Source organism: Bradyrhizobium sp. USDA 3311 (assembly GCF_054062495.1).
On sequence record NZ_JBSSFI010000001.1, the window covers coordinates 2279796 to 2296012 of the forward strand.

The 16217-nt window shown below is 65.6% G+C and carries 14 protein-coding genes and 1 pseudogene; 9 read left to right on the forward strand and 6 right to left on the reverse strand.

Features of this window, described 5'->3' with window-relative positions; translation table 11 throughout:
- The first annotated feature begins 16 nt into the window (after positions 1 to 16).
- Complete coding sequence (locus ACVWW6_RS10700) at positions 17 to 1678, forward strand: tannase/feruloyl esterase family alpha/beta hydrolase (RefSeq protein WP_456680687.1); 1662 nt, start codon at positions 17 to 19, stop codon at positions 1676 to 1678.
- A 60-nt stretch (positions 1679 to 1738) separates the two neighbouring features.
- Here ACVWW6_RS10700 and ACVWW6_RS10705 read toward each other — a convergent pair whose 3' ends face one another.
- On the reverse strand, positions 1739 to 2266 hold the full coding sequence (locus ACVWW6_RS10705) for an Hsp20/alpha crystallin family protein (protein ID WP_456680688.1): 528 nt from the start codon (positions 2264 to 2266) through the stop codon (positions 1739 to 1741).
- A 212-nt stretch (positions 2267 to 2478) separates the two neighbouring features.
- Here ACVWW6_RS10705 and ACVWW6_RS10710 point away from each other — a divergent pair, with 212 nt between their 5' ends.
- A complete protein-coding gene (locus ACVWW6_RS10710; protein WP_074077605.1) occupies positions 2479 to 2958 on the forward strand; it encodes a baeRF12 domain-containing protein in 480 nt (159 codons plus the stop codon).
- Between the two features lie 18 nt (positions 2959 to 2976).
- Here ACVWW6_RS10710 and ACVWW6_RS10715 read toward each other — a convergent pair whose 3' ends face one another.
- On the reverse strand, positions 2977 to 4590 hold the full coding sequence (locus tag ACVWW6_RS10715) for an MDR family MFS transporter (RefSeq protein ID WP_456680689.1): 1614 nt from the start codon (positions 4588 to 4590) through the stop codon (positions 2977 to 2979).
- A complete protein-coding gene (locus ACVWW6_RS10720) occupies positions 4538 to 5785 on the reverse strand; it encodes an HlyD family secretion protein (protein WP_456680690.1) in 1248 nt (415 codons plus the stop codon). Before ACVWW6_RS10720 ends, ACVWW6_RS10715 begins: the two co-directional genes overlap by 53 nt.
- Before the next feature lie 91 nt (positions 5786 to 5876).
- On the opposite strand from ACVWW6_RS10720, the gene ACVWW6_RS10725 reads away from it, so the two are divergent.
- The 7 genes and pseudogenes from ACVWW6_RS10725 to ACVWW6_RS10755 all read left to right on the forward strand — a co-directional run bounded on the left by ACVWW6_RS10725 (position 5877) and on the right by ACVWW6_RS10755 (position 13552).
- Positions 5877 to 6530, forward strand: a complete 654-nt coding sequence (locus ACVWW6_RS10725; RefSeq protein ID WP_456680691.1) for a TetR/AcrR family transcriptional regulator — start codon at positions 5877 to 5879, stop codon at positions 6528 to 6530.
- 52 nt (positions 6531 to 6582) lie between these two features.
- Positions 6583 to 7044, forward strand: coding sequence for a MarR family winged helix-turn-helix transcriptional regulator (locus ACVWW6_RS10730; RefSeq protein WP_456680692.1), 462 nt, complete (start codon positions 6583 to 6585; stop codon positions 7042 to 7044).
- Between the two features lie 12 nt (positions 7045 to 7056).
- Positions 7057 to 7827, forward strand: coding sequence for an enoyl-CoA hydratase (locus ACVWW6_RS10735; RefSeq protein WP_456680693.1), 771 nt, complete (start codon positions 7057 to 7059; stop codon positions 7825 to 7827).
- Positions 7828 to 7950: 123 nt separating this feature from the next.
- Positions 7951 to 10032 (forward strand): methyl-accepting chemotaxis protein, encoded by a 2082-nt coding sequence (locus ACVWW6_RS10740; protein ID WP_456680694.1) that lies wholly within the window; start codon positions 7951 to 7953, stop codon positions 10030 to 10032.
- 124 nt (positions 10033 to 10156) lie between these two features.
- Positions 10157 to 11098 carry a dihydrodipicolinate synthase family protein gene (locus ACVWW6_RS10745; RefSeq protein WP_211433668.1) on the forward strand — a complete coding sequence of 314 codons (942 nt, stop codon included), beginning with the start codon at positions 10157 to 10159 and terminating at the stop codon, positions 11096 to 11098.
- Positions 11099 to 11473: 375 nt separating this feature from the next.
- A pseudogene (locus ACVWW6_RS10750) lies at positions 11474 to 12875 on the forward strand (selenium-binding protein SBP56-related protein).
- 83 nt (positions 12876 to 12958) lie between these two features.
- Positions 12959 to 13552, forward strand: a complete 594-nt coding sequence (locus ACVWW6_RS10755) for a hypothetical protein (protein WP_456680695.1) — start codon at positions 12959 to 12961, stop codon at positions 13550 to 13552.
- Between the two features lie 3 nt (positions 13553 to 13555).
- On the opposite strand, the gene ACVWW6_RS10760 is transcribed toward ACVWW6_RS10755, so the two are convergent.
- Genes ACVWW6_RS10760 through ACVWW6_RS10770 form a run of 3 tightly spaced genes read right to left on the reverse strand, consistent with a single transcriptional unit; the run spans position 13556 to position 16122 of the window.
- Positions 13556 to 14254, reverse strand: a complete 699-nt coding sequence (locus ACVWW6_RS10760) for a DUF1045 domain-containing protein (RefSeq protein ID WP_456680696.1) — start codon at positions 14252 to 14254, stop codon at positions 13556 to 13558.
- An 18-nt stretch (positions 14255 to 14272) separates the two neighbouring features.
- Positions 14273 to 15466: an alpha-D-ribose 1-methylphosphonate 5-triphosphate diphosphatase gene (locus tag ACVWW6_RS10765; protein WP_456680697.1), complete on the reverse strand. Its 1194-nt coding sequence runs from the start codon at positions 15464 to 15466 to the stop codon at positions 14273 to 14275.
- On the reverse strand, positions 15463 to 16122 hold the full coding sequence (locus ACVWW6_RS10770; RefSeq protein ID WP_456680698.1) for a chloramphenicol acetyltransferase: 660 nt from the start codon (positions 16120 to 16122) through the stop codon (positions 15463 to 15465). The genes ACVWW6_RS10765 and ACVWW6_RS10770 overlap by 4 nt, the downstream gene beginning before the upstream one ends.
- Positions 16123 to 16217 lie beyond the last annotated feature (95 nt).

Below are 16217 nucleotides of genomic sequence, written 5' to 3' on the forward strand. Positions count from 1 at the left end.
ACGCCGGGTGGAAACGATGACGCGAAAGAGAGTGAAGCTGTGCGCATGGCTCGTGGGCGCGGCGGCGGCGATGGGCGCGAGCAGCGCGTCGGCGGTGACGCTGGTGGAGGATGCCGACACGGTCTGCAAGGGGCTCGTCGGCGGCGTCGATGCCGTGAAGATCGATTCTGCGACGTTGCAGGCGCCGTCGCAACTCGCTGTTGCGGAGCGCGGCCCGACACCATCGGGGCGCATCACGCCGGCCAATCCCGGCTTCTGCAAGGTGCTCGGCCATATCGATCCCGTCGATCCCAAGGCGCCGCCGATCAAGTTTCAGGTCAACCTGCCGGTCGAATGGAACGGCCGCTCGGTGCAATATGGCGGCGGCGGCTTCAACGGCGTGCTGATCACCGGCCTTTCGCTGCCGCCGGCCTATCCGTTCGACAAGCCCTCGCCGCTCGCGCGCGGCTTCGTCACCTACGGTACCGATTCCGGCCATGAGTCCAGGCCGGGCGAGCCGCCGCAGGTGTTCGCGCTCAACGACGAAGCCTTCGAGAACTTCGCCCATCGTGCCTACAAAAAGGTTCGCGACGTTGCCGTCGCGCTGATGCAGCGCGCCTACGGCAGGACGCCCGAGAAGATGTACTTCATGGGCTCGTCCGAGGGCGGTCGCGAAGGCCTCACCATGGCGCAGCGCTACCCCGATGATTTCGACGGGATCTTTGCCCGCGTGCCTGTCATCAACTGGGTCGGCCTGCAGCATGCCGGCACGCGTTCGGGCCTCGTGACCATGGGCGAGGGCTGGATCAACCCGGCGCAAGTCAAGCTCGTCGGCGATGCCGTGCGCGCGGCGTGCGACAAGGCCGACGGTTCCGTCGATGCGCTGGTGCAGGATCCCGTATCTTGCAAGGCGGCATTCAAGGTCGAGACGCTGCGTTGTGAGGCCGGCAAGAGCGGGGATCAGTGTTTGACCGAGGCGCAGATCAAGGCGGTCAACACGCTGCATGCGACCTACAAATTCCCGTTCGCGCTCGCCAACGGCCTCGACGACTATCCGGGCTGGGGCGTGTCGGGTGAGGACACGCCGGCTGCCGGTCCGACCGGCGGCTGGGTCGCGTGGTGGCTCGGCACGGCGCCGCCGGCGCAGCCGCCCGCGCCCAACAACGGCATCGCCTGGATCTACGGCGCCGGCGGCATCCGGTATGTGTTCGCGCGAGATCCCAATCTCGACGTCACGACCTACAAGCCGGAGGCGCACAAGGCGCGGCTGCTCGAGGTCTCCAGCCTGATGGACTCGACCGACCCCGATCTCAGCCGCTTCCGCGCCCGCGGCGGCCGGCTGATCGTGCTCGAGCACATGGCCGATTATGCGCAGAATCCCTATGCCGGCATCCGCTATTTCGAAAGCGTCGAGCGCCTGATGGGCTCGGCGACGACGGAGTTGTTCGCAAGGCTCTACACGGCGCCCGGCGTCGACCATGTCGGTTCCGGCGCGCCGGCCAATGTCGACATGCTGAGCGTGCTGGTCGACTGGGTCGAGAACGGCAAGGCGCCCGGCGACCTGGAGGTCACCGAGCAAAAGGTCGAAGGGCCGTTGTTCGCGGTGACGCGGGCGCTGCCGCTGTGCCGCTGGCCGGCCTGGCCGCATTACAAGGCGGGTGCGGTGACGGAGGCGTCGAGCTATTTCTGCGCGCAGTGAGATCAGCGCAAATCCCGCGAGGCCGCTGCGCCTTGGCGGCCTCGCGCCGATGCCTGGGGGTCAGGCCGCCTTGACCTCGATCTTCTTGGCGGGCTTCTGCGCTTCCGCCGTCTTCGGCAGCGTCACTTTAAGCACGCCGTTTCTGAACGACGCTTCGATCTTGTCGGCTTCGACATCCTTGGGGAGGCCGAAGTGGCGTTCAAAGGAACCATAGCGTCGCTCGGAGACGTAATAGTCCTTCTGCTTCTCCTCCCTCTCGAATTTCTTCTCGCCCTTGATGATGAGCCCGTCATTGGCGACGTTCACCTCGATGTCCTTCTCGTCCATTCCGGGCAATTCGGCCGTGATCTCATAGGCCTTGTCGCTTTCGGTGACATCGACGGCCGGTGTGCTCACGAGCTTCTGTGCCAAATTGCGCTCGAAGCCGGCGAGCGAATGGAACGGGCGGCGCCAGAAATCGTCAGTGCCGAAATCCTCGAACAGCCGATCGACTTCCTTGCGGAGCGCCTCGAACGGTCGCCACGTTTCGCCGCCAAATGCGGGTTCGTTGGTTTTCTTGGTGACGGGGAGCTTGGTTTCGTTTGCCATGATCTCTCTCCTTCAGAGATAGAGCTCGTTCAATGCGCCAAACCTCCATCGGTGCTTACAGCCTGTCCTTGATTTGTCTCAAATTCGGAAGCGCGGCCGCAGTGGCCAGGATGCGAGCTCGGGCATGCAGACATCGGTAAGTATTGCGGACCGTTTTCCGGCGACTGACTCGCATTGATTTGAGTTAACCTCGTCGGCAAACGAGAGTTTGAATGTTCGGCTGGCAACGCCGGAGCATCGATATGAGGCTGCTGAACATCCCTCACAACGCGCTCGTGTTTGTTGGCGACGGCCGCAAGGCCCTGTTCCTGCGCAACGACGGCAATCCGTTGCATCCAAGCCTGAAGATGGAGCAAGTGCACGAGGATGAGAATCCGCCCACGCGTGAGCAGGGCACCGATCGTCCGGGCCGCTTGAATAGCCCAATGGGACAGAGAACCGCGGTCGAGGCCGCCGACTGGCACCATCTCGAGCAGCATCGCTTCGCGCGGCGCGTGGCAGGCGCAATGGAACAGCTCGTTCGCGAGCGCGACGTGAAGGCGCTTGTTGTCGTGGCCCCCCCGCGAACGCTGGCCGATCTGCGCGAAGCCCTTCATGCCGACGTCAAGGCGCGCATCATCGCCGAGGTCCACAAGGATCTCACCAGGCATCCGATCGACGAGATCGCGCAGCATCTGACGGCAGAGCACTGAGGACGTCAACGGAACGGCTCAATGCGCCGGCCCACCCGCCGCCTTCACCCGCCGCGTCAGCAGGACCGCGATCGCGGCGAGCACCAGCACGACGCCGATCACCGCAAAGGTGTCGGAATAGCCCATCACCAGCGCCTGGCGCTTCACGGTCTTGCCGAGCGCGATGATGGCCTGCTCGCGCGCGGCATGGGGGTCGGGCACGCCGTGCGCGATGAAGTAGTCCGTCATCTGCGCGATGCGGCTGCGGACCTCCTCGCGGCCGAGCGTGACCGACTGGCCGATGATGTTGGAGTGGAATTGCTCGCGCTTGGTGATGATGGTGGCAAGCGTCGCCGTGCCGATAGCGCCGCCAAGGTTGCGGAACATGTTGCTGATGCCGGAGGCTGCGGCCGCATCCTGCGGTGCGATGCCGCCCGTCAGCACCGAGGTCAGCGGCGTCAGTACCATCGCCTGCCCCACGGCGCGCACGATGTTCGGGATCCAGAGCTGGTCGCCGGCATAGTCCGGCGACATCGCCGTGTTCATGAAGCAGCTATAGGCGAAGATCAGAAGGCCGGTGATCGCGATGTAGCGCGTGTCGAAGCGCTGCATCAGTTTCGGGATCAGCGGGATCAGCACGAGCTGCGGCAGGCCGGTCCAGGCCAGCACGTTGCCGATCTGCTCGGCGTTATAGCCCTGCGCCTGGCCGAGATAGGCCGGCAGGATGTAGACCGAGCCGAACAGCGCGAAGCCGACCATGGTCATCGCGACGGTGCCGAAGCCGAAATTGCGCTGAGCGAGGAGGCGCAGCCGGATCAGCGGCTTTTCGATCGTGAGCTCGATCGTGACGAACAGCGTCAGGCTGACGGTAGCGATCACCGCGAGCTTGACGATGAAGGGCGAGGAGAACCAGTCGTCCTTGTTGCCTTCCTCCAGCACCGCTTGCAGCGCCGACAGTCCGATCGCCATGGTGAAGATGCCGGCCCAGTCGCCCTCCTTCAGGAGGCCGAGCTGCATCTTCTGCTTCTCCAGCGTCAGATAGAGCGCCGCCACCATCACCGCGGTCGGGATCACGTTGACGAAGAAGATGGTGCGCCAGCCGTAGGTTTCGGTGAGATAGCCGCCGATGGTCGGGCCGATCGCCGGGGCGAAGGTCACGGACAGCGCAAAGATCGCGAGCCCCACCGGCTGCTGCGGCTTCGGCAGCTTGGTCAGCACCAGCGTGAACGCCATCGGGATCAGCACGCCGCCGGCAAAGCCTTGCAGTCCGCGCATCGCGATCATCGACGGCAGGTCGTGCGTGAAGGCGCAGGCGACCGAGAAGGCGGCGAACAGCGACGCGCTCGCCAGCATGTAGCGGCGGAACGAGAACACGCGGCTCAAATAGTCGGTCAGCGGGATCACGATGATCTCGCCGATCAGATACGACGTCGAGATCCAGGAGCCGTTGTCCGCGCCGGTGCCGATGCCGCCCTCGATGTTGAGCAGCGAGGCGTTGGTGATCTGGATGTTCAGGATTGCCATGAACGAGCCGATCATGGCGGCGAGCACGGCGATCCAGGTCGCGGCGCTCGCGCGGTTGGGATCGGCGACGGCGCGATCAGGCGTCGCGGCCGGTGCTGCTTGCGTCGAAATTGAAAGGCTGTTTGACATGGCACGACCCTCCGGAGACGAGCTTCGCTTTGGGCGCGGCGGCCGCATTCGCGGCCGGCGCGGTCGAACGTGTTGCAATGGTCGGGATCACGGACATGCCGGGCCGGAGCGCAATCGCGGGGCCATGCGCGGCGTCGAGCGCGATCTTGACCGGGATGCGCTGCACCACCTTGGTGAAATTGCCGGTGGCGTTGTCGGGCGGCAGCAGCGCGAATTCCTGGCCGCTGGCGGGTGCGATGGAATCGACGCGGCCGTGCACGATCTGGCCCGGGAACATGTCGACCTCGATGTCGACGGCCTGTCCCGCCCGCACGTGGGTGAGCTGCGTCTCCTTGAAATTGGCGACGACATAGGCGCCATCAGTCGGCACGATCGACATCAGCTGCGTTCCCGCCTGCACGAACTGGCCGACGCGCAAGGAGCGGTTGCCGACGACGCCGTCGATCGGCGAGATCACGGTGGTATAGCCGAGGTTCAGCTCGGCCTGGTGCTGCACGGCTTCCGCGCGCGCGGCCGCCGCCTTGGCCTGCACGATCTCGGCCTTGAGCAGGTCGACCTGCTTGAGAGCGGAGGCGAGGTTGGCGGTGTCGCGTTCGAGCGTCGCCTGCGCCGAGGCGATGCGCGATTGCGCCTGCTGCGCATTTTGCACGCTGCCGGAGCCGGTCGCGGCGAGATCGGTGTAGCGCTTGTTGTCCTGAGCGGCGAAGGTGAGGGCGGCCTGGTCAACGTCGAGCGTGGCGCGCGCGGCCTTGATCACCGCCTGCTGAACCTCGAGCTGCGCTTCCTTGCTGGTGATCGTCGCGTTCGCCGCCTGCACATCGGCCCTGGCCTGGTCAAGCGCGACGCGGAAGTCGCGGTCGTCGATCCGGGCCAGCACCTGACCGGCCTTCACATGCTCGTTATCGGCGACCAGAACCCGGTTGAGATAGCCGCTGACCTTCGGCGCGATCGTGGTGTTGTCGGCCTTCACATAGGCGTCATCGGTGGAGACGAGGTACTGGCCGACGGTCCAGTAGTCGTAGCCGTACCAGCTGGCGCCGGCCAGCGCGACGGCTGCGGCTCCCATCAGCAACAGCTTGCGAAAATTGAGCTTTTTCCGGCTTACCTGGACCGGCGCGGCGGGCAGGACGCCCTCCAGGGCGGTCGCTGGAAGGGCGGTCTGGGCGGCAGCAGTCGGGGTGGTGTGGACGGTCATGGCCGGCTCCCCTGAATTAGGAAACTTGATAATTTCCAAAATGAGACTAGCTTTGGAATTGTCAATGGAATGACAGGCATCATTTAAAAACATGGCTCAGGCAAAATCGTCAGGCGAATGCCGCCCCCGCGGGCGGCCGCAACTGCGCAGCGACGAGGAGACGAAGGGAATCGTCCTCGACGCCGCACGGCAGGCCTTTGCCGGTGACGGCTATGCGACGACCAGCACCGAGGAGCTGGCGCGCCGCGCCGGAATCTCGACCAAGACGCTCTATCGTCTGTTTCCCGGCAAGGCCGCGCTGTTCGAGGCGATGTGCGCCGACAGGCTCGAGCGGCTGCTCTCCGCGGTCGATCTCCAGGCCACCGACGAGGTCGACATCGAAAAGGGCCTGCGCGCCGCGCTGCTGGCCTGCGCGGATCTTGTGCTCGATCCGGAAGTCGTGGCGTTGCAGCGCATGGTGCTGCAGGAATCGGCCGCATTCCCGGAGCTTGCAGCCCATTTCTACAAGAACGGCATCTCCCGCACCGTCACGGCGCTTGCCGGCTGGCTGCGTGCCCAGGTGAAGAAGAAGCGCATCGCGCTCGATGACGTCGAGGAGGCCGCCGGGATGCTGATCGGCATGGTCGCGTCGGCGCCGCAGCGTGCGGCGATCTATGGCGGGTTGGCGCTGCCGTCACGCAAGGACATCGAGCGGCGCGTCAAGATCTGCGCGGCGCTGTTTCTGGACGGCTGTCGCGCTGCCTAGTCCCGGCAGCCGCCCCTTTGACAATCCGGTCGGCCTCGGCTATCTATTTCGCATGCGAAATAAAGACGCCGCAGCGAGGCATCACCGGCTGATCTACCTGCTCAACGTCGCACAACGCCGGTTGCAGCGCTGGATGGCCGCGCAGCCCGAGAGCGAGGTGACGCCGGCGCAGGCGGGGCTGTTGTTCATCCTCGGCAGGCAGGACGGCGTCCTGATGGGAGAGGCAGGCGCGGCGCTGGATATGGGGCCGGCCGGGATTTCCGGCCTCGTCGACCGCACCGCAGCCGCAAGGCTGATCGAGCGGCGGGCCGATCGCGAGGACGGACGCGCCTGGCGCGTGTGGCTGACGCCGAAGGGGCGTACCGTGCTGGCGCAGGCGAAAACCTCGGCGGCGGAGATCAACGCGGCGCTGACGGACGGATTTACCAGCGCCGAGATCGACATCGTCGCGCGCTGGCTGTCGAGCATTCAGGACAAGTTTCCAAGAGACCCTGCAAGAGATCCAGAGGAATAAGAGGAGAGCCCAATGACCGAGCACGTCCGGATCGAGAACAACGGTGGAATTCTCACGCTGACCCTGGCGCGCCCCGACAAGAAGAACGCGCTGACCGATGCGATGTACGGCAAGCTCGCGGATGCAATCGAATCCGCCGAATTCGATCCGTCCGCCCGCGTGATCCTGATCCGCGGCGAGGGCGACATGTTCACCGCCGGCAACGACGTCGGCGAGTTCGCGGCCGTTGCGAGCGGAAAGTCGGAAGGCAGCCGCAACGTCATACGCTTCATCCAGTCGCTGGCGCGCTGCACGCGGCCGCTGGTTGCGGCCGTGCAGGGCCGCGCCGTCGGCGTCGGCACCACGATGCTGCTGCATTGCGATCTCGTCGTGCTCGCCGACAACGCGCAATTGTCCACGCCCTTCGTCAGCCTCGCGCTGGTGCCGGAAGCCGCCTCCAGCCTGCTGATGCCGGCGCGCATCGGCTATGCCCGCGCCTACGAGATGTTTGCGCTGGGTGAGACGGTGCCGGCGAAGGCTGCGCTGGAATGGGGGCTCGCCAACCGCGTTGTCCCGCTCGACAAGCTCGACGCCGAGACCCTCGCGCTGGCGCAGCGTCTCGCCCTCCAGCCGGCCGGCGCGCTCACCGCCACCAAGAAGCTGATGCGTAACGGCGAGGCGCTGGTCGCGCAGATGCAGGCGGAGGGCGAGCAGTTCGCGCAGCGCCTGCGCACCGCGGAGGCGCGTGAAGCGTTCACGGCGTTTGCCGAGCGCCGGGCGCCCGATTTTACGAAAGTCGCGTAAGGAGCGGCGGGCCGCCCGAATGGGTGCAGGCGGAGCCGGCTCAAATCGACTAAAACCTTAACGAAACATTGGCAGGTTGCGATGCAAGGTGGCCACTCGTTGAAGAGTAGGCCCCTTGACCTCATGGCAATGTTTAAGAAATCGGTAAGCTCGCTTCTTCTGACCTTGATGGCCCTGCTTGCGGCCGGCGCGCTGGCCAGCACGGCGATCCAGATGGTCGGGGCCTTCGGCCGTTACAGCGACAGTCTCGAAACCGCGCGGCTTGCCGCCGCCGACAAGACCATCTTCCACGGCGTGCTGTCGCTGCGCAACAATCGCGGCGATGCCCAGAGCGCGCTGCTCGGCGAGGACGAGCCGCGCGCCAAGTTGGGAGCCGCGGAGAAGGCCGAGCAGGCCGGCTATGAATCCATCGCTTCGGCGCTCTCCACGATCGAATTCGACCGGCGCGACGAGCTCGCGAATACGCTGAAGCAGCGCTGGAACGAAGCCGCGCCGCAGTTCGAGTTGTTCTACGACGAAGCCAAGCGTCCGCGGGCCGAGCGCAAGATGGAGCGTACCAATGTCTGGTACGATGCCGTCACCAAGGTCATCGACACCGCGAATCTCGCCTCCACTGCGGTGTCAAACCGCGCCTGGATGAACGATCCCTACATCGCCCGCATGATTCAGGTTCGCCGCTTTGCCTGGCAGGTGCGCGACCGTTATGGGGTCCATTGTTCGTCGCTGCGCTCGAACGTCAACAGCAGCAAGCCGCTCGACGACGTTCAGAAGCGGTCGGTGGCGCAATGGGATGGCACGATCGCCTCTGGCTGGGCGGGGATGGCCGAGTTGCTGGCTGCGCCCGAGGTGACGGCGGAGCTGGTTACGGCAGCGTCGGACGCGAAGGCCAAGACCGACGGCGTCCTGAAGCAGATCGGAGAGCTCACCAGGAATTTTGACGGCAGCGGCAAGCCCGCGATGCCCGCCTCGGAATGGAATGCGCTGTGCCAGTCGCCGTTCGCGTCGATCGTCGCGGTCGCGAACAAGGCGCTGGACCAGTCGATCGCGCGCGCCGAGGCCGTTCAGGCCAAGGCCCTCACCAATCTCGTCGTGCAGTCGCTCGCCTTCCTTGTGGCGCTCGCGGTGACCTTGGCCGGCGTCTATGTGGTGCGCACGCGCCTCATGCGTCCGGTGCGCGCCATTCTGGATGCCATCGCCCGCATCGGCGCGCGAGATTATGCGACACCGGTTCCGCAATTCCGGTATCCCGACGAGTTCGGCACCATGGCGGCTGCGCTCGAGAGCCTGCGCGAGAGCGCCGCGACCGCGGAGCGTCTCGGTCAGGAACGCGAATCGCAGCAGGCGCTCCAGCTTGCCCGCTCCGGCACCGTCGATGCCGCCTGCCGCAGCTTCGACGACACCGTGCAGGCCGTCATTCACGGCGTTGCCGCGTCGGCGCGGGAGCTCGATGCGACGGCGACCGATGTGCGTACGCTGGTCTCGGAATCCAGCAGCCAGACCGCGGCGGTCGCCTCCTCTGCCGAGCAGGCCACCAACAATCTCGAGACCATCGCCGCCGCGACCGAGGAGCTCTCGGCCTCCGTCGGCGAGATTTCGGCGCAGGTGCAGTCGAGCGCGCGCGAGGCCCGCGAAGCCGTGTCGCAGGCCGAGCGGACCAACGCCACGGTCGAGATCCTCGACCAGACCGCAAGCCGCATCGGCGAGGTCGTGAAGATGATCAACGCCATTGCCGGCCAGACCAATCTGCTGGCGCTGAACGCCACCATCGAGGCCGCACGCGCGGGCGAGGCCGGCCGCGGCTTTGCCGTGGTCGCCGGCGAGGTCAAGAGTCTCGCCGCGCAGACCGCGACGGCCACCGAAGAGATCTCCCGCCAGGTCGAGGAGATCCAGGGCGCGACCGGTCAGGCGGTAACCGCCATCCGTTCCATCGGCGGCGCCATCAGCGGCATCGACGAGAAGATGACCGCGATTGCGGCCGCCGTCGAACAGCAGCGGGCGGCCACCACCGAGATCTCGCGCAACTTCCAGCAGGCCGCGCAAGGCACCCGTGAGGTGACCGACACCATCGGCAGCGTCGCCAAGCTCAATCAGGAAACCGGCAACGCCGGCACGGTGCTGTCGGAATCCGTGAAGAAGATGTCGGCAGACGCCGATCGCCTCCGCGTCGCGGTCGAAGGTTTCCTCGGCGCGGTGAAGACCGCGTAACTTTCACATCCCTGTTCCAACGGAACGCGGATCGGCATTGCCGCCGATCCGCGCCCCGAGTACATCTGTCGTGCCGCGCGAGTGCGGCGCTAGATGTGCAGGAATATCAGGGATGGAGAGTTCGATGCCGGTTACGCCCCACCACAAGGCCCAGCGCCCCTATCGCGGCGTGTTCCCGGTCGCGCCCACCATCTTCGACGAGCGCGGCGAGCTCGACCTCGAGGGCCAGCGCCGCTGCATCGATTTCATGATCGATGCAGGCTCGAATGGCCTCTGCATCCTCGCCAATTTCTCCGAGCAGTTCGTGCTCACCGACGCCGAGCGCGAAACCGTGATGCATGCGGTGCTGGAGCATGTCGCGGGCCGGGTTCCCGTCATCGTCACCACGACCCATTTCAGCTCGGCCGTCTGTGCGGCGCGCAGCAAGCAGGCCGAAGCGGCCGGTGCCGCCATGGTGATGGTCATGCCGCCCTATCACGGCGCGACGTTTCGCGTGCCGGAGAAGGGCATCGTCGAATTCTTCAAGGTGCTCTCCGGCGCGATCAATATTCCCATCATGATCCAGGACGCGCCTGTGGCCGGCACGCCGCTGTCGGTCGAGCTGCTCGCCCGGCTGTCGCGCGACTTCTCCAACATCCGCTATTTCAAGATCGAGGTGCCGGGCGCCGCGGCAAAGCTCCGCAGCCTGATCGAGGCGGGCGGCAAGGATATCGAGGGCCCGTGGGACGGCGAGGAGGCGATCACGCTGCTCGCCGATCTTGACGCCGGCGCCACCGGCGCCATGACCGGCGGCGGCTATCCCGACGGCATCCGCCAGATCATCGATCCCTATTTCGCCGGCAAGCGCGAGGAAGCGAAAGCCGCCTATGAGCGCTGGCTGCCGCTGATCAACTACGAGAACCGCCAATGCGGCCTGATCGCCTGCAAGGCCATGATGCAGGCCGGCGGCGTGATCAAATCGGACGCCGTGCGCCATCCGCTCCAGCCGCTGCATCCCGCGACGCGCGCGGGGCTGCTGGAGCTGGCGAAGGAGCGGGATGCCCTGGCGCTGCGGTGGGGGAAGTAGCGGCCAATTCCCCAGTCGTCGTCCCGGCGAAGGCCGGGACCCATACCGCGTGATCTATCGGTGAACGCAGGTGTTGGTACCGCGGGAAGACTTTTACTACTAGCCTTCGCCAAACCCCTCCCTGGGGGTATGGGTCCCGGCCTTCGCCGGGACGACACCGAGTGTGAGGGGCCCTGGCCTGATCCCGCCGGCTTCCATTTGGCGGAAGGCGTCGAATTGGCGCGGCTCGGGCCGTTTCCCGCAGCCCGGCGATGACATATTGTAGGCTCGCCAACGAAGCCCGCGGAGCAGCTCAAGACATCGCGCACCAGTTCTTCATTATGCCGCTGTCCCGAGCCAGGTTGGCGCGAACCGACAGAACAGGGAGGCAGTGCCATGACGATGAGGCCGGATCCCACCTTTCACGCATCGCCCAAGCTTGCGATGGAAGCACCTGCGGAGAACTTTGCCTATACGTTGCTGCTCAGTCCGGATTTCTCAAAGCCGGATGCTCTTGCGGTCATCGACGTCAAGCCGGGATCGCCGACCTATGGCCAGATCGTCCACACCGTGACGATGCCCAACAAAGGCGACGAGTTTCATCACTTCGGCTGGAATGCCTGCTCTTCCGCCTTGTCGCCGCTCGCCGGACACGCCTTCATCGAGCGGCGCTATCTCATCATCCCCGGGCTGCGCTCGTCGCGGATCTACATCATCGATACCAAGCCCGATCCGACCAAAGCCAAGATCCACAAGATCATCGAACCGGAGGAAGTCTTCAAGAAGACCGGCTACTCGCGGCCGCATACCATCCATTGCGGGCCGGACGGCATCTATGTCAGCACGCTGGGCGGCGGCGGCAAGGACGGCACCAACGGACCTCCAGGCGTCTTCATCATGGATTGCGAGACGTTCGAGGTCCTTGGACGATGGGAGATCGACCGTGGCCCGCAGACGCTGCATTATGACTTCTGGTGGAATCTGCCGCGCGATTACATGGTGACGAGCGAATGGGCGTTGCCGCCGCAGTTCGAGAACGGGATCGTCCCGGAAGATCTGCTGTCGAACAAATATGGCCATCGTCTCCACTTCTGGGACCTTCGCGCCCGGCGCAATGTGCAAACCATCGACCTCGGCGCCAATCATCAGATGGCACTGGAGGTGCGGCCCGCGCACGATCCGGTTCGCGAATACGGCTTCGTTGGCGTCGTGGTCGACACCACCAACCTCGAAGCATCGATCTGGACCTGGTGGCGCGAAGGTGGAAAATTCCATGCCGAGAAGACGGCGACGATCCCTCCCGAACCCGCGCCAAAGGAGAAGCTCCCGCCGCTGCTGCAGGGATTTGGCGCCGTGCCGCCGCTGGTGACCGACATCGACCTGTCGATGGATGACCGGTTCCTCTATGTCTCGTGCTGGGGCACGGGTGAAATGCGCCAGTACGATGTGAGTGATCCGCGAAAGCCGAAGCTTGCGGGCTCGGTCCACATCGGCGGCATCGCGCGCCGCACCCCCCATCCGAACGGCAAGGCATTTGCGGCCGGTCCGCAGATGGTCGAGATCAGCCGCGACGGCAGGCGCGTGTACTGGACCAATTCGCTCTATTCCACCTGGGACGATCAGTTCTATCCCGACGGGGGTTCCGGGCGTGGAAGTCATGGCCAATGTCGGTGGCAACGGCGGCCTCGAGCTCGACAAGGACTATTTCGTGAGCTTCCCCGACGGATATCGTGCGCACCAGATCAGGCTCGAGGGCGGCGATTGTTCGACGGATTCCTTTTGCTACCCGTCGGTCTAGATGGGGCGCACGCGAGCCCGGCGCTTGGCTGGCTTTGGCTCGCTCTTGTTGCGAGCGGCCTCTACCACGGGGTCAACCCGGGAATGGGATGGCCGCTCGCTGTTTCGGCCGGGCTCATGGACAAGAACCCACGCGCGCTGTTCCGTGCGTTGTGGGCCCTGGCGGCCGGACATCTCCTGGCAACATTTCTCGTGCTGCTGCCATTCGCGTTCCTGCTCGTGCTGGCCGAGTGGCAGCGTTCGATCCAGATCAGTGCGAGCCTTCTCGTCATCGGCTTCGGTGTCTATCGGCTGATCGAGCGGCGCCATCCCCGCGCGCTGGCACGAATTCCGCCAACGCAATTGGCGCTCTGGTCATTCGCCGTTGCCATTGCCCACGGCGCGGCCTTGATGCTCGTGCCGATCTATCTCGGGCTCTGCCAGGCCCTCGAGCTCGATGCCGGCCATGAGGCGGCGGGCGCGCTGATGAAGGCAAGTCTCGGGATGGCGGTGCTGGTGTCCCTGGTGCACGTTGCCGCCATGGTCAGCGCCGGCGGATCTCTGGCGTGGCTGGTCTACCGCTATCTGGGATTGAGGTTCGTCTCGCGCAGCTGGTTCAATCTGGATGCAGTCTGGGCGACCAGCCTCGTTCTGGTCGGCGCGGTGGCGCTCGCCTTCAATCTTGCGAGCTGGCGCTGAGGTCTATCGCGCCAAAGCCCACTCGCCGATGATGCGGAAGCGCGCCCTGGTCTCGTCCTGCCTGAACAGGGCGAGGCGGTCGATCGCCAGCGTGTCGAGACGAAGCGACGCGAACCGCGTCCGCAACATCTCCAGGATCGGTCCGCGGCGCTCTGCATCCAGCCGCCCAGTCAGGGTCATGTGGAAGCGAAATTCTTCCATGACGTAGGGGTAACCCCAGCGGTCGAGATAATCGCGCTGCCGCTCGGTGAGTTTGTCGGGCTTCCGGCGTGCGCGGTCTTCCGCGGAGAGAGCGGCGCGGAAGGAATCGAACTCGCGTGCGCAATCGGCGGCGAGCTGCTGGAGCGCATCGACCGGCTCGGCCGGGATGACGGCGATGAAGCCGCTGATGGTGTCTACGATCGGGCGGATGGCCGGGATCGGCCGCGCCGTTTCGGCGAATGTCGCGCAGGCTGCCATAAGCTCCGCCTCGGTGCTGCCGGGCGTCAGCGCCATCGGCGCCTTCAGCGTGGCATGAAAGCCGTATTTGCGGGGATCGGCGGAGACGTCACGCCAGTCCGGTGCAACGCGCAGCGCCTCGGGCGGAAACGGCACCTCGTCGCCGGTGTAGGCATCGTAGCCGAGCAGCGCGGCGCCGAAGCGAGTCAGCGCGCTGTCGGCGCCGGCGGCAAAATAGATCGCGTAGCGGGGAAAACCTGTCATCGCCTCAGCGTAGCCAATTTATGCCGCGACGACAGCCTCGCGCGGCGCCGCCGCCGCGCTGAGCAGTCGCGTCGCATCGGTGAGATGCACGAGCTTTCCGCCTGATATCACCGCGACGAGCCGCGGCCGCAGCGGCACGGTGTCGTCGACGAGCAGGATGTCGGCGCGGCGTCCTTCGGCGAGGATGCCGCGGTCGGCAAGGCCCGTCGCGCGCGCAGGCTCCGCGGAGACCAGGCTCCAGGCCTCCGTCAGCGGCAACACGTCATCGGCGGCGAGGCGGAACGCGGCGAGCAGTTGCGCGGGATAGTAATAGTCCGACGCCAGCACCGAGCAGAGCCCCTTTGCGATCATGTCGGATGCCCGGGTCCAGCCGGTGTGGCTGCCGCCGCGCACGACGTTCGGCGCGCCGTAGACGATGGCATCGCCGTGGCTCGCTGCCGCCCGCGCCGTCTCCTCGTTGATCGGAAACTCGGCGATGTCAGCGCCGAGCTCGCGAAACTCCCGGCGCATCGCGGGTGTCGCATCGTCATGCGAGAGCATCCGCACGTCTGCCGCGCGGGCAGAAGCAGCGAGCCGCGACACGGAGGCCGGCACGTCGGCGGCGCGCGAGATCACGCGGTCGACCAGCCCGTCAAAATCCTCGCTGGACAAGCCAGTGCGCTCCACCATGCGGTTGCGCTTGCGCGGCTTGGCCATGTCGGCGACGGTGCCGTCCATGTGGTCGTTGAAGGCAAACAGGTCGACGCGGCCCTCGGCAAGCCACTGGCTGATCTCGGCCTCGGCATCGAGATTGTAGGTCTCGTGCCGCAGATGGAAGCGGGTGTCGGCAGCGAATTGCGGACGCTGCCGCTCGATCGCCTCCATCAGGCCGCGCGCATTGTCGGCGCTGCGCAGGCCCGGTTCCCACGAGCAGGTCGTGGCGTGAAACACCGTGGTGATGCCGTTGCTGATCGCCTGGCGGTCGCTGTCCGCGAGCGCGACGTCGATCGGGAAGTCCACGCCGGCGCGCGGCATCATCTGCCGCTCGAAGGCATCGCCATGCAGATCGACGATTCCCGGCAACACCAGCAGATTGCGCGCATCGATCGCGAGCCGAGCCCGGCCACGGGCGGCATCGACCCGTGCGATGTCCGTTCCGGCCACGCTGAGTGACGTCTCGACCAACTCGGTGCCGATCAGGGCCCGGCCGCCCTCAAGGAAAATGTCTGTCACGCGACCGCGCTTCGTTTGCTGGCAGGGGAGTGTGCCCGTGCTTCATACGTGGAGAGAAAATCCTCAACCCCGAGCCTGCGAAAATCGGGCAGGGCTTCACGCAATTTGTCGTGATCCCAGTCCCACCAGGCGAGCCGCGCAAGCCGTCCGGCGATCTCTTCCGAGAAGCGCCGCCTTACGATCCGCGCGGGATTGCCGGCGACGATGGTGTAGGCGGGCACGTCCTTGGTGACGATGGCGCCGGCCGCGATCACCGCGCCGGTGCCGATGTTGCGGCCGGGCAGCACGATCGCGCCATGGCCGATCCAGACGTCGTGGCCGATATGGACGTGATGCTGGCGCCGCCAGTCGAAGAACTCCGTGTCGTCGCTCTCGCCGGGGAAGTAGGCGCTGGAACGATAGGTGAAGTGCGCCTGCGTCGCGCGATGCATCGGATGATTGCCGGGGTTGATACGCGTCATCGCCGCAATTGAGCAGAATTTCCCGATCGTGGTGTAGGTGATCTGCGAATCGTTCACGACATAGGAGTAATCGCCCATCGTCACTTCATGCAGGATCGTGCGCGCGCCGACCTCGGTATAGGCGCCGAGCCGGGTCTCGTGCAGCTTGGCCGAGGGATCGATGGTCGGTTGGACTGAAAGGGCTTTGCCGGCCATGTCGTATCCGAAGCGTGAGGGCGGGCGTTCCTCTTCGAGCGGCTCGATGACAATGTCATGACGCAGCGATGACAGGGGATGAGGTGTGTTGGATC

What these genes read in the sequence shown, in the direction of transcription:
- ACVWW6_RS10720 (WP_456680690.1), bottom strand. Translation starts at nt 5,785, where the DNA reads ATGACCGTCCACACCACCCCGACTGCTGCCGCCCAGACCGCCCTTCCA.
- ACVWW6_RS10710 (WP_074077605.1), top strand. Translation starts at nt 2,479, where the DNA reads ATGTTCGGCTGGCAACGCCGGAGCATCGATATGAGGCTGCTGAACATC.
- ACVWW6_RS10770 (WP_456680698.1), bottom strand. Translation starts at nt 16,122, where the DNA reads ATGGCCGGCAAAGCCCTTTCAGTCCAACCGACCATCGATCCCTCGGCC.
- ACVWW6_RS10745 (WP_211433668.1), top strand. Translation starts at nt 10,157, where the DNA reads ATGCCGGTTACGCCCCACCACAAGGCCCAGCGCCCCTATCGCGGCGTG.
- ACVWW6_RS10700 (WP_456680687.1), top strand. Translation starts at nt 17, where the DNA reads ATGACGCGAAAGAGAGTGAAGCTGTGCGCATGGCTCGTGGGCGCGGCG.
- ACVWW6_RS10735 (WP_456680693.1), top strand. Translation starts at nt 7,057, where the DNA reads ATGACCGAGCACGTCCGGATCGAGAACAACGGTGGAATTCTCACGCTG.
- ACVWW6_RS10755 (WP_456680695.1), top strand. Translation starts at nt 12,959, where the DNA reads ATGGGATGGCCGCTCGCTGTTTCGGCCGGGCTCATGGACAAGAACCCA.
- ACVWW6_RS10725 (WP_456680691.1), top strand. Translation starts at nt 5,877, where the DNA reads ATGGCTCAGGCAAAATCGTCAGGCGAATGCCGCCCCCGCGGGCGGCCG.
- ACVWW6_RS10715 (WP_456680689.1), bottom strand. Translation starts at nt 4,590, where the DNA reads ATGTCAAACAGCCTTTCAATTTCGACGCAAGCAGCACCGGCCGCGACG.
- ACVWW6_RS10705 (WP_456680688.1), bottom strand. Translation starts at nt 2,266, where the DNA reads ATGGCAAACGAAACCAAGCTCCCCGTCACCAAGAAAACCAACGAACCC.
- ACVWW6_RS10730 (WP_456680692.1), top strand. Translation starts at nt 6,583, where the DNA reads ATGCGAAATAAAGACGCCGCAGCGAGGCATCACCGGCTGATCTACCTG.
- ACVWW6_RS10740 (WP_456680694.1), top strand. Translation starts at nt 7,951, where the DNA reads ATGGCAATGTTTAAGAAATCGGTAAGCTCGCTTCTTCTGACCTTGATG.
- ACVWW6_RS10760 (WP_456680696.1), bottom strand. Translation starts at nt 14,254, where the DNA reads ATGACAGGTTTTCCCCGCTACGCGATCTATTTTGCCGCCGGCGCCGAC.